The sequence below is a fragment of the Klebsiella sp. HC6 genome (genome assembly GCF_022605325.1).
In the GTDB taxonomy this organism is placed as follows: domain Bacteria; phylum Pseudomonadota; class Gammaproteobacteria; order Enterobacterales; family Enterobacteriaceae; genus Klebsiella; species Klebsiella terrigena.
This window is the reverse complement of record NZ_CP093276.1, coordinates 838,239-853,033: the sequence shown is the minus strand read 5'-3', so window position 1 is coordinate 853,033 and position 14,795 is coordinate 838,239. Positions and strand designations below refer to the sequence as shown.

At 56.2% G+C, this 14,795-nt stretch carries 14 protein-coding genes and 1 tRNA gene; 10 read left to right on the top strand and 5 right to left on the bottom strand.

Going from position 1 to position 14,795, the window contains the following annotated elements; genetic code table 11:
- Nucleotides 1–46: 46 nt before the first annotated feature.
- Nucleotides 47–859 carry an ATP-binding cassette domain-containing protein gene (locus MMW58_RS04180; RefSeq protein WP_159237123.1) on the top strand — a complete coding sequence of 271 codons (813 nt, stop codon included), beginning with the start codon at nt 47–49 and terminating at the stop codon, nt 857–859.
- Nucleotides 860–863: 4 nt separating this feature from the next.
- Nucleotides 864–2,111 carry a sugar ABC transporter permease gene (locus MMW58_RS04175; RefSeq protein ID WP_041147210.1) on the top strand — a complete coding sequence of 416 codons (1,248 nt, stop codon included), beginning with the start codon at nt 864–866 and terminating at the stop codon, nt 2,109–2,111.
- 60 nt (nt 2,112–2,171) lie between these two features.
- Here the strand turns inward: MMW58_RS04175 and MMW58_RS04170 are convergent, their stop codons facing one another.
- From MMW58_RS04170 to trmB, 3 genes are read right to left on the bottom strand one after another with little or no spacing between them, the layout of a single operon-like run.
- On the bottom strand, nt 2,172–2,891 hold the full coding sequence (locus MMW58_RS04170) for a YggN family protein (protein ID WP_159237122.1): 720 nt from the start codon (nt 2,889–2,891) through the stop codon (nt 2,172–2,174).
- A gap of 50 nt (nt 2,892–2,941) precedes the next feature.
- Entirely contained in the window at nt 2,942–3,268 is a 327-nt protein-coding gene (locus MMW58_RS04165; RefSeq protein WP_041147212.1) for a YggL family protein, read from the bottom strand.
- The gene (gene trmB / locus MMW58_RS04160; protein WP_041147213.1) at nt 3,268–3,987 is read right to left on the bottom strand and encodes a tRNA (guanosine(46)-N7)-methyltransferase TrmB; all 720 of its coding nucleotides are present in this window, start codon (nt 3,985–3,987) and stop codon (nt 3,268–3,270) included. Before trmB ends, MMW58_RS04165 begins: the two co-directional genes overlap by 1 nt.
- Before the next feature lie 136 nt (nt 3,988–4,123).
- On the opposite strand from trmB, the gene mutY reads away from it, so the two are divergent.
- The 4 genes from mutY to MMW58_RS04140 all read left to right on the top strand — a co-directional run bounded on the left by mutY (nt 4,124) and on the right by MMW58_RS04140 (nt 8,113).
- Complete coding sequence (gene mutY, locus MMW58_RS04155; RefSeq protein ID WP_241722770.1) at nt 4,124–5,182, top strand: A/G-specific adenine glycosylase; 1,059 nt, start codon at nt 4,124–4,126, stop codon at nt 5,180–5,182.
- 28 nt (nt 5,183–5,210) lie between these two features.
- Complete coding sequence (locus MMW58_RS04150; RefSeq protein WP_041147215.1) at nt 5,211–5,486, top strand: oxidative damage protection protein; 276 nt, start codon at nt 5,211–5,213, stop codon at nt 5,484–5,486.
- A 49-nt stretch (nt 5,487–5,535) separates the two neighbouring features.
- Nucleotides 5,536–6,618, top strand: a complete 1,083-nt coding sequence (mltC, locus tag MMW58_RS04145; protein ID WP_133600955.1) for a membrane-bound lytic murein transglycosylase MltC — start codon at nt 5,536–5,538, stop codon at nt 6,616–6,618.
- A gap of 241 nt (nt 6,619–6,859) precedes the next feature.
- Nucleotides 6,860–8,113: a nucleoside permease gene (locus MMW58_RS04140; RefSeq protein WP_241722769.1), complete on the top strand. Its 1,254-nt coding sequence runs from the start codon at nt 6,860–6,862 to the stop codon at nt 8,111–8,113.
- A 71-nt stretch (nt 8,114–8,184) separates the two neighbouring features.
- Here MMW58_RS04140 and MMW58_RS04135 read toward each other — a convergent pair whose 3' ends face one another.
- Complete coding sequence (locus MMW58_RS04135; protein WP_045857039.1) at nt 8,185–10,323, bottom strand: ornithine decarboxylase; 2,139 nt, start codon at nt 10,321–10,323, stop codon at nt 8,185–8,187.
- 431 nt (nt 10,324–10,754) lie between these two features.
- Between MMW58_RS04135 and MMW58_RS04130 the strand changes: the two genes are divergently transcribed.
- The 3 genes from MMW58_RS04130 to MMW58_RS04120 all read left to right on the top strand — a co-directional run bounded on the left by MMW58_RS04130 (nt 10,755) and on the right by MMW58_RS04120 (nt 13,015).
- Nucleotides 10,755–11,468 (top strand): DUF554 domain-containing protein, encoded by a 714-nt coding sequence (locus MMW58_RS04130; RefSeq protein ID WP_241722768.1) that lies wholly within the window; start codon nt 10,755–10,757, stop codon nt 11,466–11,468.
- 105 nt (nt 11,469–11,573) lie between these two features.
- Nucleotides 11,574–11,649: transfer RNA gene (locus MMW58_RS04125), tRNA-Phe, on the top strand.
- A gap of 175 nt (nt 11,650–11,824) precedes the next feature.
- A complete protein-coding gene (locus tag MMW58_RS04120) occupies nt 11,825–13,015 on the top strand; it encodes a tyrosine-type recombinase/integrase (protein ID WP_016154414.1) in 1,191 nt (396 codons plus the stop codon).
- A gap of 43 nt (nt 13,016–13,058) precedes the next feature.
- Here MMW58_RS04120 and MMW58_RS04115 read toward each other — a convergent pair whose 3' ends face one another.
- On the bottom strand, nt 13,059–13,241 hold the full coding sequence (locus MMW58_RS04115) for a helix-turn-helix domain-containing protein (protein ID WP_223226790.1): 183 nt from the start codon (nt 13,239–13,241) through the stop codon (nt 13,059–13,061).
- Between the two features lie 175 nt (nt 13,242–13,416).
- Between MMW58_RS04115 and MMW58_RS04110 the strand changes: the two genes are divergently transcribed.
- Nucleotides 13,417–14,439 carry an IS110 family RNA-guided transposase gene (locus MMW58_RS04110; protein WP_016154415.1) on the top strand — a complete coding sequence of 341 codons (1,023 nt, stop codon included), beginning with the start codon at nt 13,417–13,419 and terminating at the stop codon, nt 14,437–14,439.
- Nucleotides 14,440–14,795: the final 356 nt, after the last annotated feature.

Genomic DNA, 14,795 nt, shown 5'->3' with positions numbered 1-14,795 from the left:
GTCATCCAACGGCGGGCGTAGTTTCGCAATAGTTGAGGTCTCTTCCATGTCGCAAGAACAAGAGAAAATATCCCCGGCCGGGCAGCCGATCCTGAAGCTCAGCAACGTCTCTAAACACTTTGGTGCCGTGTGTGCCCTGGCGGATATCGAGCTGGAGGTCCACGCCGGTGAAGTAGTGGCGCTGGTGGGCGATAACGGCGCGGGAAAATCTACGCTGGTCAAAATCCTCGCCGGCGTGCATCAGCCCACCGACGGCACCATTGAGTTCGACGGCAGGGTCGTCACGCTTGATAGCCCGGGAAAAGCGCTGGAATACGGCATCGCCACGGTTTTTCAGGATTTAGCCCTGTGCGAAAACCTGGACGTGGTGGCCAACCTGTTTTTAGGCCAGGAGATCTCGCCTTTACAGCTGGATGAGGTCGCCATGGAGGTGCGGGCGTGGACGCTGCTGCAGGAGCTGGCGGCCCGAATTCCGTCGGTGCGCGAACCCATCGCCTCGCTCTCCGGCGGCCAGCGCCAAACCGTCGCCATTGCCCGCTCCCTGCTGATGAATCCAAAAATCATCATGCTGGATGAGCCGACCGCCGCCCTCGGCGTCGCCCAGACGGCGGAAGTGCTCAACCTGATCGAGCGCGTTCGCGAACGCGGCCTCGGCGTCATTATTATCAGCCATAACATGGAAGACGTGCGGGCGGTTGCCGATCGCATCGTGGTGCTGCGCCTCGGGCGCAATAAGGGGGTCTTCACCCCCGACGCCACCAACCAGGAGCTGGTCGCCGCCATTACCGGCGCAACGGAAAACGCCGTGTCGCGCCGCGTTGAACGTAAATCACAGTTAAGTTCTTCGGGAGTGATTTAATTTTATGAACAGCAAGACAGAATCCCGCCCGGCCCTGGATCGCAGCGATGAGCGCGTCCAGCACAACGATGGTCTGTTCGGCGTGGTGCGTGCGCAAATCAACCGTATCAAGACCGGCGATCTCGGCACCGCCCCGGTGATTGCCGGGCTGATCGTTATCTCCCTGGTGTTTACCTGGCTCAACCCGGTGTTTATTGCGCCGAATAACCTGGTTAACCTGCTTTTTGACTGCGCTACCGTAGGCTTTATCTCGCTGGGGATCGTCTGCGTGCTGATGCTGGGCGAAATCGACCTTTCCGTCGGCTCGATGAGCGGCCTGGCCTCGGCGATTGTCGGCGTCCTGTGGGTCAACGCGGGCTGGCCGGTCGCCGCGGCTATTGGCGTCGCGCTGCTGTGCGGTATCGCCGTCGGCCTGATATACGCCCTGCTCTATAACCGCGTCGGGATGCCGAGCTTCGTGGCGACGCTCGCCGGCCTGCTGGCGCTGCTCGGGATGCAGCTGTACATTCTCGGCCCCAGCGGCAGCATCAACCTGCCCTACGCTTCGCCGCTGGTTCGCTTCGGCCAGCTGATGGTCATGCCGGGCTGGTTCTCCCATACCATGGCGCTTCTGCCCGGCCTGGCTCTGCTGACGTTTGGCCTGAAAACTCGCGTACGCCGCCTGCAGGCTAACCTCTCCGCCGAGTCCGTCAGCTCCCTGCTGCTGCGCGCGGTGCTGCTGACGGTGATTTTTGAGGCCGCCGTTTTCTACCTCAACCTGGGCCGCGGCGTGCCGTGGATTTTCGGTCTGTTTGTCGCGGCGGCGATGGTGCTCAACTATGCGCTGAAGCGGACAAAATGGGGACGCTCGATGTTTGCGGTCGGCGGCAACCGCGAGGCCGCGCGTCGTTCGGGGATTAACGTCAGGGCCATTTACGTCAGCGCCTTTGTGCTCTGCGCGACGCTGGCGACGTTCGGGGGGATTCTGGCGGCTTCACGCCTGGCCTCAGCCAGCCAGCAGGCCGGTACCGGCGACGTTAACCTCAACGCCATCGCCGCGGCGGTGATCGGCGGCACCAGCCTGTTTGGCGGGCGCGGCAGCGCCTGGTCCGCGCTGCTGGGGATCATCGTTATTCAGTCGATTTCGAACGGTCTGACGCTGCTGAATCTGCCCTCATCGCTGCGCTATATCATTACCGGCTGCGTGCTGGCGATTGCGGTGATTATCGACTCGCTGGCCCGCCGCTCGCGCGTATCGCACGGACGTGCCTAATCGGGACGATTAAAGAGAGTATTGCGCGGTCCGGACGTTGCGGGCCGCGCAATGAATAGGTTATTTCAGTGAACTCACCAGCGTCTTGCGGCTATCTTCAAGGGAAACCACCCGGCTGCAGACGTCTTTGCCAAACTGCTGGAAATCCGCCTCCTGGTTCTTCCACTCTTCCTGAATCGCCGTTTGCAGGCCGCCAAGGCTGCCGAGGATCCCCTGCAGCGGGTTACCGCCGCCCTTGAGAACCGCCTTCGCGCCCATTTCGTTAATGCTGTCCTGCAGGATGCCGCCCATCGCCTGATTGACCAGCTGCTGGCCGTCGGCGCGGACCTGATCGATCGCTTTATAGTGGAAGGTCAGCCCATCGCTGCGGCGTTCAATAATACGATTCATCTGCGTTTTTAGCTGCGCGTCCAGCTTGGTCAGACGACCGTGCATGCTGCTGCTGGTTCCCACCTGTTCGGTGATGATTTTATCCAGCGCCTTGCGGCCTTTTTCAACCCGCGCGCGGGCGCCGTCGTCAATCCACGGCAGGCTGCTGCGCAGGCCGGCCTGATAATCCTGAGCCTGCTCGCGCTGGGCCGCGTTCAGGGAATACTGTTTTCCGTTCCAGGTAAGGCTGCCGTCCGGCATAATCACCAGATCGCCGTTCTCCCCTTTCACCTGCACCTTCTGCGGGCTGAGGATCACGTCGTCGCGCGGCGTGACGCTACACTGGTAGTCCGCATGCGCGGTCAAAGCGGTGACGGACAGCGCCACCGCCAGCAGCGTTTTGCGCATCATAAAGCTCCCTTCAGACAAAACGGGTCGGCAACTGCCGACCCTCGTCAAACTTAGTCCCACCAGATGTCAAAAAGTTCGCTGGTGCGCACGTCGGCAAGCTGACGCTCTTCCAGCCACTTGCGGACAATGGCCTGGTGCTCTTCAGTGCATTTACCGATTTCCTGCAGGCAGATCAGACCTTCCCAGGAGAGGTAGCCGCTGCCGTCAAACGCCAGCTTGTTCGGCTCGATCACTTCATTGATCAGGTCGTTCACGGTCTGGTCGATATGCTCTTCGCTGCTCCCGTCCGGGAAACGCCAGGCGACGGAGAAGCCCACTTCCTGAAACTCGTCGATATGCATTTTCTTACGCAGACGACGGCTACGATTCTTTGCCATTATTTCACCCTCTCGAACATTAAGTCCCATACGCCGTGGCCAAGACGATGGCCACGCTGTTCAAATTTGGTTACCGGGCGCGATTCCGGGCGCGGTACATAGTCGTTGCTTTCCGACCGGTTGCGGTAGCCGTCGAGCGACGACATCACTTCCAGCATATGCTCGGCATACTGCTCCCAGTCGGTCGCCATATGGAAGACGCCGCCGAGCTTGAGCTTGCTTTTAACCAGTTCAGCGAACGGCGCCTGCACGATGCGGCGCTTATTATGCCGCGCTTTGTGCCACGGGTCCGGGAAAAAGAGCTGCACCATATTAAGGGAGTTATCCGCGATCATGGTGTGCAGCACTTCGACCGCATCGTGACACATCACGCGCAGGTTTTGTACACCCTCTTCCTCAGCGGAAGCAAGGCACGCCCCGACGCCCGGAGAGTGTACTTCAATCCCGAGGAAATTCTGCTCCGGTTTCGCCTTAGCCATCGCCACCAGCGAGGAGCCCATGCCAAAACCGATCTCTAAGGTGACCGGCGCCTCGCGGCCAAACAGCGAAGCTAAATCAAGCGGCGCATCGGTGAACTCAACGCCCATCACCGGCCAGATATTATCCAACGCGTGCTGTTGCCCTTTGGTCAGGCGGCCCTGGCGGCGGACGAAGCTACGAATGCGGCGCAGAGGGCGGCCGTTTTCATCGAACTCCGGAGATATGACGTCGTTTTTCATAAAGGTTAGGTCTGCTTGTGAATGTGTGCGGAAAACGGGCATTATCCAAAGTTACCCGACGGATGCAAGGGTTTACAGCCTCTCGCCCTTGTGCTGCAATCTGCCACCCTGTTATCGCAATTCCGGAGCTGCAGCTTTGACTTTTCTCGCCGCGCAATTTTCAGCCCAGGTGCTGGAGTGGTACGACAAATACGGGCGTAAAACCCTGCCATGGCAAATCGGCAAAACGCCCTACAAAGTATGGCTCTCCGAGGTGATGTTGCAACAAACGCAGGTGGCAACGGTAATCCCTTATTTTGAACGCTTTATGGCGCGTTTCCCAACGGTTATCGATCTGGCCAACGCCCCGCTGGACGAAGTCCTGCATCTGTGGACCGGCCTTGGCTACTACGCCCGGGCGCGTAATTTACATAAGGCGGCGCAGCAGGTGGCCAGCCAGCACGGCGGCGAGTTCCCGCAGACCTTTGACGAAGTGGCCGCCCTGCCCGGCGTCGGACGCTCGACGGCGGGCGCCATTTTATCGCTCTCTCTGGGTAAGCATTTTCCGATTCTCGACGGCAACGTGAAGCGCGTGCTGGCCCGCTGCTATGCGGTAAGCGGCTGGCCGGGAAAAAAAGAGGTAGAGAAGCAGCTTTGGGGGATTAGCGAAGAGGTGACGCCGGCCAAAGGGGTCGAGCGTTTTAACCAGGCGATGATGGATCTCGGGGCGATCGTCTGCACCCGCTCGAAGCCTAAATGCGAGCTGTGCCCGCTGAATAACGGCTGCGAGGCCTACGCCAATAATTCATGGACTCAATATCCCGGCAGGAAACCGAAGCAGACCATTCCGCAACGCAGCGGCTATTTTCTGCTGATGCAGCACGGCGAAGAGGTGTTTCTCGCCCAACGCCCGCCGGTAGGTCTGTGGGGCGGATTATTCTGTTTTCCGCAGTTTGAAGACGAAGAGGCACTGCGCGAGTGGCTGGCACAGCGGCAGATTCAGGCCGATAATCTGACGCAGCTGACCGCGTTTCGCCACACTTTCAGCCATTTCCACCTGGATATTGTGCCGATGTGGCTTACAGTGCACTCATCAGGCGCATGCATGGATGAAGCTGGCGCACTCTGGTATAACTTAGCGCAGCCGCCGTCGGTCGGCCTGGCGGCTCCCGTGGAACGCCTGTTGCAACAGCTTAAGGCCGGGGCGCTGGTATAGCGTTCAGGCGAATTAAAGAGGATTAATCATGAGCAGAACTATTTTTTGTACCTTCCTGCAGCGCGAAGCGGATGGCCAGGATTTCCAGCTCTACCCGGGCGATCTCGGCAAACGCATCTATAACGAGATCTCCAAAGAAGCCTGGGCCCAGTGGCAGCACAAGCAGACCATGCTGATCAACGAGCAGAAGCTCAACATGATGAACGTCGAGCACCGCAAGCTGCTGGAGCAGGAGATGATTCAGTTCCTGTTTGAAGGGAAGGATGTGCATATCGAAGGCTATACGCCGCCGGAAAAACGGTAAGGGCCTGACGGCTTTTACCACCACCAACACAACGCACGCTCCCGGAATGATGAAAAAATATTTAGCGCTAGCGCTCATTGCGCCTTTGCTCGTTTCGTGTTCCAGCTCGAATAAAAAGGGCGCCGGGTATGACGAAGCGTGGGTAAAGGACACCAACGGTTTCGATATCCTGATGGGCCAGTTCGCCCACAACGTCGAAAATATTTGGGGTTATAACGAAGTCCTGCTCGCCGGGCCGAAAGACTACGTTAAATATACCGACGGTTATCAGACCCGTAGCCATATCAACTTTGATGAGGGTACCATTACCGTCGAGACTATCGCCGGTACCGATCCCACCGGCCGTCTTCGTCAGACCATCATCAAAACGCTGCTGATGGGCGACGATCCGGGCTCCATTGACCTCTACTCCGACGCCGACGATATCCAGATTTCGAAAGAGCCGTTCCTCTACGGCCAGGTGGTGGATAATCACGGCGATCCGATTCGCTGGGAGTGGCGCGCGTCGCGTTACGCCGACTATCTGCTGCAGACCCGGCTGAAAAGCCGCAGCAACGGCCTGCGGATGATTTACAGCATCACCATCAGCCTGGTGCCGAACCACCTCGATAAGCGCGCGCATAAGTATATCGGTATGGTGCGCCAGTCGGCGCGGAAGTACGGCATTGACGAGTCGCTGATCCTGGCAATTATGCAGACCGAATCCTCCTTCAACCCTTACGCCGTCAGCCATGCCGACGCGCTGGGCCTGATGCAGGTCGTCCAGCACAGCGCCGGGAAAGACGTGTTCCGCTCCCAGGGGAGATCGGGCCTGCCGAGCCGCAGCTTCCTGTTCGATCCGGCCAATAATATCGACACCGGCACCGCGTATCTGGCGATGTTGAACAACGTCTATCTCGCCGGTATCGACAACCCCACCTCGCGGCGCTACGCGGTGATCACCGCCTATAACGGCGGCGCGGGGAGCGTACTGCGGGTCTTCTCCAGCGATAAGGTCCAGGCTGCCAATATCATTAACAGCATGACGCCGGGGGACGTCTACACGACGCTCACCACCCGCCACCCCTCAGGGGAATCCCGCCGCTACCTGTATAAAGTCAACACGGCGCAGAAGTCCTACCGCCGCAAATAGGGTCTTTGCCCTCTACCCGGCTCTCGGCACGCGCGAGAGCCGGGATCGTCTCGTGCCATTTCACCGCCCGCCATACGAAAACGTTATTTGCATCACAATCTAATCTGCAAATTAATATGGATTGCATTTATTTGCGGAAGGTAACAAAACATGATGGCGCTTGCTGATAGAATTTCATCAAATCGTAGTCCTGAATGTAACCATAACAACAGCTCCCCCGCTTACTCGTGAGGAAAATAACATGAACCTTAAGCTGCAGCTTAAAATATTGTCGTTTCTGCAGTTCTGCCTGTGGGGTAGTTGGCTGACTACGCTAGGCTCCTATATGTTTGTGACGCTTAAGTTTGACGGAGCGTCGATCGGTGCCGTATACAGCTCTCTGGGTATTGCCGCCGTGTTTATGCCCACGCTGCTGGGCATCGTGGCGGATAAGTGGATCAGCGCCAAGTGGGTGTATGCGCTTTGTCATCTGGTCGGGGCGGGGACGCTGTTTATGGCGGCTCAGGTCACCACGCCGGGGGAGATGTTCCTGGTTATTCTCCTCAACTCGCTGGCCTATATGCCAACGCTGGGGCTGATTAACACCATTTCCTACTATCGTCTGAAATCCGCCGGTATGGATATCGTCGCCGATTTCCCGCCTATCCGTATCTGGGGAACCATCGGTTTTATCATCGCGATGTGGGCCGTCAGCTTCGCCGGCTTCGAGCTGAGCCATATGCAGCTTTATATCGGCGCAACGCTCTCCGTCGTGCTGGCGCTGTTCACCCTGACGCTGCCGCATATCCCGGTCTCTAACCAGCAGAAAAACCAGAGCTGGAGCACCATGCTGGGCCTGGACGCATTTGCCCTGTTCAAAAACAAACGGATGGCGATCTTCTTTATCTTCTCCATGCTGTTGGGCGCAGAGCTGCAGATCACCAACATGTTCGGTAATACCTTCCTGCACAGCTTCGACAATAACCCGCTGTTCGCGGGCAGCTTTATCGTCGAGCATGCGTCGGTCATGATGTCGATTTCGCAGATCTCCGAAACCCTGTTTATTCTGACCATCCCGTTCTTCCTGAGCCGCTACGGCATCAAGAACGTTATGCTGATCAGTATCGTGGCGTGGATGCTGCGCTTCGGCCTGTTCGCCTACGGCGACCCATCGCCGTTCGGCACCGTGCTGCTGGTTCTGTCGATGATTGTCTACGGCTGCGCCTTCGACTTCTTCAACATCTCGGGTTCGGTGTTTGTCGAGAAAGAGGTGAGGCCGGAAATTCGCGCCAGCGCCCAGGGGATGTTCCTGATGATGACCAACGGCTTCGGCTGTATTCTTGGCGGCGTGGTGAGCGGGAAAGTGGTGGAGATGTATACCACCGACGGTATTACCAACTGGCAGCCGGTATGGTTGATCTTCGCCGGATACTCGCTGGTTCTGGCCTTCGCCTTCGTCGCGCTGTTTAAGTACAAGCACGTCAGAGAGCCTGCCGCCGTCCAGCAGAGCGCCTGATAGCAGCCCGGCGGCGCGACGCCTGCCGGGATAAAAAACGCCACGCCCCGCGCTCGCGCCGGGGCGTTTTTTTATGCCTTCAGCACGTTGCCGTACAGCCTCTTGATGCCGTCAGGATCCGTTTCGCTGTAGACGCCCTGCAGCTCCGGCGAGAAGCCGGGCAGCATATTGACGCCCTCCTCCAGCGCGAGGAAGTAGCGCAGCACCGCCCCGCCCCACACCTCGCCCGGCACCACGCACAGCACCCCCGGCGGATAAGGCAGCGCCCCCTCCGCCGCCACGCGGCCTTCGGCCTCGCTCAGGCGCACCAGGTCAACGTTACCGCGGATAAACTCGCGGTTCGCGTCCTGCGGATTCATCACTACCCGCGGGAAGCTCCGCTTGCGGAACATCTCTTTTTGCAGGTCCTTAACGTCGAAACTGACGTACAGATCGTGCATCTCCTGGCATAGCTCGCGGATAGTGTAATCACGATAGCGCACCGGATACTTGTTAAAGATGGTCGGCAGCACGTCGGCCAGCGGGGTATCGGCTTCGATATGCTGTTCAAACTGCGCCAGCATCGCCACCAGCTGCGCCATTTTTTCAGCGCTCTCGGCCGGGGTCAGCAGGAACAGAATCGAGTTCAGATCGCACTTCTCGGGCACAATGCCGTTCTCGCGCAGGTAGTGCGCCAGAATCGTCGCCGGGATCCCGAAGTCGGTATATTCGCCGCTTTGCGCGTCGATGCCCGGCGTGGTCAGCAGCAGCTTGCAGGGATCAACGAAGTACTGATCGCCCGCATAGCCCTCAAAGCCGTGCCAGCTGGCGCCCGGCTCAAAGCTGAAGAAGCGCCGCTCGCGGGCGATGGCTTCGGTCGGATGATCCTGCCACGGACGCCCGGCCACCGTCGGCGGAACAAAGGGCTGAATCATCTTACAGCTGGCGAGGATCGCCTTACGCGCTTCGATACCCAGCGCCACGCACTCTGCCCACAGCCGGCGGCCGCTTTCGCCTTCATGAATTTTGGCATTCACGTCGAGCGCCGCAAACAGCGGGTAAAACGGGCTGGTTGACGCGTGCAGCATAAAGGCATTATTCAACCGCTTGTGCGGGCAGAATCGCGCCTGGCCGCGCAGGTGGTTATCCTTTTTGTGGATCTGTGACGTTTGCGAGAAACCGGCCTGCTGTTTGTGCACCGACTGGGTGACAAAGATGCCCGGGTCTTCCGGCGTCAGATCGAGCAGCAGCGGCGAACAGTCGGCCATCATCGGAATAAACTGCTCGTAGCCGACCCACGCGGAATCAAACAGGATGTAGTCGCACAGGCTGCCAATTTTATCCACCACCTGACGGGCGTTGTAGACGGTCCCGTCGTAGGTGCCAAGCTGAATCACCGCCAGGCGGAACGGCCGCGGCGCATCGGCCTTTTCCGGCGCCACTTCACGGATCAGGTTGCGCAGATAGCCTTCATCAAAGCAGTGGTCATCGATGCCGCCGATAAAGCCGAACGGGTTGCGCGAGGCCTCCAGATAGACCGGCGTGGCCCCGGCCTGAATCAGCGCGCCGTGGTGGTTGGATTTGTGGTTATTACGATCGAACAGCACCAGGTCGCCGCGGGTGAGCAGCGCGTTGCTGACCACCTTGTTCGCCGCCGAGGTGCCGTTAAGGACGAAATAGGTTTTGTCGGCGTTAAACACCTTCGCCGCGAACTTCTGCGCGTGCTTGGCGGAGCCTTCGTGGATCAGTAGGTCACCCAGCTTGACGTCGGCATTGCACATATCGGCGCGGAAGACGTTCTCACCAAAGAAGTCAAAGAACTGACGGCCCGCGGGGTGTTTTTTAAAAAACGCTCCGTGCTGATGTCCCGGACAGGCAAAGGTGCTGTTGTCCATCTCGACGTACTGGGTCAGGGTATTAAAGAACGGCGGCAGCAGGTTGTCTTCATAGCGGCAGGCGGCCGCTTCCAGCTCCAGCCACTCCTGCTCTTTGCCGGTCATCACCGCCGCGACGCCGTCAGGCTTTGCCATTTCGCTGTCGCTTAGCAGATAGACCGGCAGGTTAAACCCGCTACGCTTAAGCAGAGAGAGGATGCCGCTGCGGCTGTCCGCTGCGGTAATGACGACTGCCGCCACATCGGTAAAATCGGTACTGTCCAGCGCGACCACGCGACGGTGGGTGGACAGATGGGGGACCAGCTCGCAGCTGGCGGCAATGTGCATTGATTTCATTAGCGCGAATACCCGTTTCCGGAGAGTAAAAGGCCTCAGACAAGGCGTTCACGCCTTGTCCAACGAAATGTCAGGGTCCGACTGGATTCCAGCTCCGACCGCCCGACATCAGTAAAAGCAGACCGGGTCCGCTTTTACTGTTGTCCTGCAGTGAGCATACGCTGCCTTCACCGCATGAGGGGAAGAGGATCGAGACTAAGAGTAGCAAGATGAGGCGGCTTGCGCATCCGCGCGCGGCGGCAATGCGTTGGTGATGCGATCATCCCGGCGGCCTCATAGTTGAAGAGAAGAAAATTCGCGCAATAATGTCACCTTTGCCATACCCAGGCAAGATCAATTGCATATGCAGTCGCACTACGGATCCACAAGCGTTTACGCCGTGACAGGTTCATAATAATGCACTTATTAGGGATAATTAACGGGAGCACACTGTGGTTACAGGACCTTTTATTAACGCCGGCGCGGTGCTGTTAGGCGGCATTATTGGCGCACTTTTAAGCCAGAGATTGCCGGAGCGCATCCGCACAGCGATGACCTCTATTTTTGGCCTCGCCTCTTTGGGCATCGGTATTTTATTAGTGATTAAATGCGCCAACCTGCCGGTGATGGTGCTCGCCACCCTTCTGGGCGCCCTGCTTGGCGAAGTGTGCAATATGGAGAAAGGGACCAACGCTTTGGTCGGCAAGCTCCAGCAGATATTTTCGCCCAAGGGCAAGCGGCGGGTTGCCGCCCATGACTCTTTTGTACAGAGCTACGTCGCGATTATCGTGCTGTTCTGCGCCAGCGGCACCGGAGTCTTCGGCGCGATGCGCGAAGGCATGACCGGCGACGCCAGCATTCTTATTGCCAAAGCGTTCCTCGACTTTTTCACCGCCACCATCTTTGCCTGTTCTCTCGGCATTGCCGTCGCGGCGATAAGCGTCCCGATGCTGGCTATTCAGCTCACCCTGGCGGCCTGCGCGGCATTAATTATGCCTTTGACGACCCCGATGATGATGGCTGATTTCAGCGCCGTTGGCGGAATGCTGCTGCTGGCGACCGGGCTGCGCATCTGCGGCATCAAGATGTTTGCGGTGGTCAATATGCTGCCGGCGCTGGTGCTGGCCATGCCGCTGTCGGCTGCCTGGAGCCTCTTTTTCGCCTGAAGGTGCGTGCTTTTAATGCAATGTGGTGATAGATTGTCCATCCTGCGTTGATTTGATGAAATTTCGTTGACGCAGCGAGGCGAATCGGTTTTAATGCGCCCCGTTGCCCGGATAGCTCAGTCGGTAGAGCAGGGGATTGAAAATCCCCGTGTCCTTGGTTCGATTCCGAGTCCGGGCACCACTTTCACTTCAATGTACGTCTCCCAAACATCACAAAACTCAAGTATAATCACTGCTATACGCCACTTTCCAACATTACGAACTCCACTGACCTCAACTCGATTCTCTCTAAATCAAGTTGCATCCGGGGGCTTTTCAGGGGGCTCTTTGTGTTCAATGAAAATTGAGGCCCCCATATGGCACTGACAGCCCGGCAGGTCGAGACCGCCAAGCCTAAAGAGAAGGACTATAAACTCTCTGACGAACGTGGCCTTTTTCTCCTGGTAACCACCACCGGAAAACGCTACTGGCGTATGAAATACCGTATCGCCGGTAAAGAGAAAAAGTTATCTATCGGTGTTTATCCTGAAATCTCTCTGGCTGACGCGCGTGTAAAACGCGATGAAGCCAGAAAAGTGATTGCTGATGGCGGCGATCCGAGTGAGAAAAAGCAGCTCGAAAAACTCGCCAAAAAAATATCCGTCGTAAATACCTTCAGGGCACTCGCCATGGAGTGGCATAAGCATAAGTGTATCTCATGGTCGGAAAGCTACGCAGAAAGCGTTCAGGAGGCGCTGGAGAAGGATATTTTCCCGTATGTGGGCAAACGCCCTGTCGCTGAGATCCTGCCTCTGGAGATGCTGGAAGTTTTACGGCTGATTGAAAAACGCGGTTCGCTGGAAAAATTACGTAAGGTCCGGCAGTACTGCAATCAGATCTTCCGTTACGCCATAGCAACAGGGCGTGCGACGATTAATCCAGCTGCGGAACTGACCGGTACTCTGACCGCACCAAAGACCGAGCACTTCCCTCACCTACAGGCATCCGAGTTACCCGCGTTCCTTGCCAGTCTGGCTAATTACCATGGCAGTTGCATTACGCGTATGGCAACCAGTCTGCTGCTACTGACGGGGGTTCGTACGATTGAACTTCGCGCTGCAGAATGGCAAGAGTTTGATCTGGAGAATGCATTGTGGACAATCCCCGAAAGCCGGATGAAAAAGCGCCGCAAACATCTGGTGCCTTTGTCAGACCAGGTTCTGTCGATCCTGCTGGAACTCCGCACTTATACCGGTCAGTATCAACTCGTGTTTCCAGGGCGCTGCAACATCAACAAACCGATGAGTGAAGCCAGTATCAACATGGTTATCAAACGTATCGGCTACGATGGTAAAGCTACCGGACACGGCTTTCGCCACACTATGAGCACCATTTTGCATGAGCAGGGGTTTAATACAGTCTGGATCGAGATGCAGCTCGCTCACGTGGATAAAAACAGCATTCGCGGCACATATAACCATGCACAGTATCTGGATGGAAGACGAGAAATGATGCAGTGGTACGCTGATTATATTGACAATCTTCTCAGTTCATCGACAAAAAGTTAGTGGTTGTTCACCCGCACCTGAAGGTGCGGGGAACGTAATTCTTTTATTTTTTGTTTGTTCTATAACCTTCTGGCATATTTACCGCGCTGTATGGACTTAAACGTGAAGCGATCCAGTACTGCTTTCCCTGTCGGAGCAAGTTCAGGTAAGCAAGACGTTCGGTCAGATCACGCCGTATTGTTTTTTCGCAAATGCTAAATTCGTCAGCAAGGCTCCTGACGGTCAGTGACTCGCCATTGTTGAGGCGGGTTGACCTGATCCCCGTTGATTAATACACCGCGATGTTTGTAATGTCTTCATCAGCAACGTAAGCGATGAGATGGTCTACCCCCTCCTTCACGGCGACTCTCAATACCGTCATGATGGTGGTAATTCAATCAGCGTTGAAAGGGTGAGAAACCATGTCAAGGCTGAACATTATTGGAATTGATCTTGCGAAAACAAATTTTTATCTTTTCAGCCTTTCACCGGAAGGGAAGCCTGGTGGAAGGATTAAGCTCTCTCGTGAAAAGTTGATTGGCTGGTTTACGACACAGTCCAGGATGATTGTCGCCATGGAGGCATGTGGTGCTTCTCATCACTGGGCCAGAGAAATTCAAAAGACGGGGCATGATGTTGTGATGCTACCCGCTCAGCACGTCAGGGCTTATCAGCGTCGCCAGAAAAACGACTATAACGATGCTCAGGCCATTGCCGAAGCCTGCTGGCACGGAACAATTCGCCCAGTTCCGGTAAAAACGCTATCTCAGCAGGATGAACAAACCTTTTTAAAAATGCGACGACTTGTTTCTGAAGAAAGAACGCAGTTAATCAACCATATCAGAGGGTTAATGGCAGAGTATGGTATTGTTTTGCGTAAAGGCGCAACTGAGCTTCGACGTAAATTACCCGAGTTGCTTGAAGATGCAGAGAATGGATTTACGCCCCAGATGCGTGAACTGTTACAACGGCAATATCAGCGGCTGGCGGCTCTGGATGATGAACTCATATGGTATGACAACCGACAGCGAAAAAATGCCGCCGGGGATTCAGTATGCCAGCGCCTACTTTCTATTCCGGGTTTTGGTCCACTGGTTAGTCTGGCAGTGAAAAGCTGGATGGGTGATGGAAAACAGTTTAAAAGAGGTCGGGATGCTTCAGCGGCTCTTGGGTTGGTTCCACGACAATTCAGCACAGGGGGGCAACAGGTTCTTCTGGGGATCACCAAATGTGGAAACAGCTACGTCAGATCAATGCTGATACATGGTGCCCGAGCTGTTTTGTTCAGATCCGCAGGCAAAACGGATCAACTTAGCTCATGGGTTAACCTGGTCCGGGAGAAACGAGGATTTAACAGGGCAGTCGTCGCCCTGGCAAATAAGTTAATTCGTATTGTCTGGGTTATTATCACTCGTAATGAAGTTTACCGGGTTTCGGTAGCATGAAATAAGAAGTTGAAACAGGGTAATTTATACCGTTAACTCCAGCATTGCGTAGAAAGCAGAAACGATGAAAAACAGGTCAAACCTGCATATCGAAAACCTGGGATCGGGGCTTGGCCAGAATTAATCAAGGCCGTGTAAGCGTTAAGGACGATATGCGCGAATGTTTCATCAAGGCCAGAAGCAGTAGCTTCATCAACAGGCCGAATATACGAAAGCAAACCTGTTACTTTCATTGTCACTGCGTTCTTGCAATACGGGGGAAGACCATATAGGTCCCCCTATTAAGAAGCGTTTTTACAACAAAAACCTTCACATGACCGAACGCCGTTTTCCATTCAGGTTACAAAGTGCCTCAT

Excerpts from the sequence above, each read along its gene's own strand:
- MMW58_RS04135 (WP_045857039.1), bottom strand. The coding sequence starts at position 10,323 with ATGAAATCAATGCACATTGCCGCCAGCTGCGAGCTGGTCCCCCATCTG.
- MMW58_RS04140 (WP_241722769.1), top strand. The coding sequence starts at position 6,860 with ATGAACCTTAAGCTGCAGCTTAAAATATTGTCGTTTCTGCAGTTCTGC.
- MMW58_RS04180 (WP_159237123.1), top strand. The coding sequence starts at position 47 with ATGTCGCAAGAACAAGAGAAAATATCCCCGGCCGGGCAGCCGATCCTG.
- mltC (WP_133600955.1), top strand. The coding sequence starts at position 5,536 with ATGAAAAAATATTTAGCGCTAGCGCTCATTGCGCCTTTGCTCGTTTCG.
- MMW58_RS04150 (WP_041147215.1), top strand. The coding sequence starts at position 5,211 with ATGAGCAGAACTATTTTTTGTACCTTCCTGCAGCGCGAAGCGGATGGC.
- MMW58_RS04170 (WP_159237122.1), bottom strand. The coding sequence starts at position 2,891 with ATGATGCGCAAAACGCTGCTGGCGGTGGCGCTGTCCGTCACCGCTTTG.
- MMW58_RS04110 (WP_016154415.1), top strand. The coding sequence starts at position 13,417 with ATGTCAAGGCTGAACATTATTGGAATTGATCTTGCGAAAACAAATTTT.
- MMW58_RS04120 (WP_016154414.1), top strand. The coding sequence starts at position 11,825 with ATGGCACTGACAGCCCGGCAGGTCGAGACCGCCAAGCCTAAAGAGAAG.
- trmB (WP_041147213.1), bottom strand. The coding sequence starts at position 3,987 with ATGAAAAACGACGTCATATCTCCGGAGTTCGATGAAAACGGCCGCCCT.
- MMW58_RS04165 (WP_041147212.1), bottom strand. The coding sequence starts at position 3,268 with ATGGCAAAGAATCGTAGCCGTCGTCTGCGTAAGAAAATGCATATCGAC.
- MMW58_RS04175 (WP_041147210.1), top strand. The coding sequence starts at position 864 with ATGAACAGCAAGACAGAATCCCGCCCGGCCCTGGATCGCAGCGATGAG.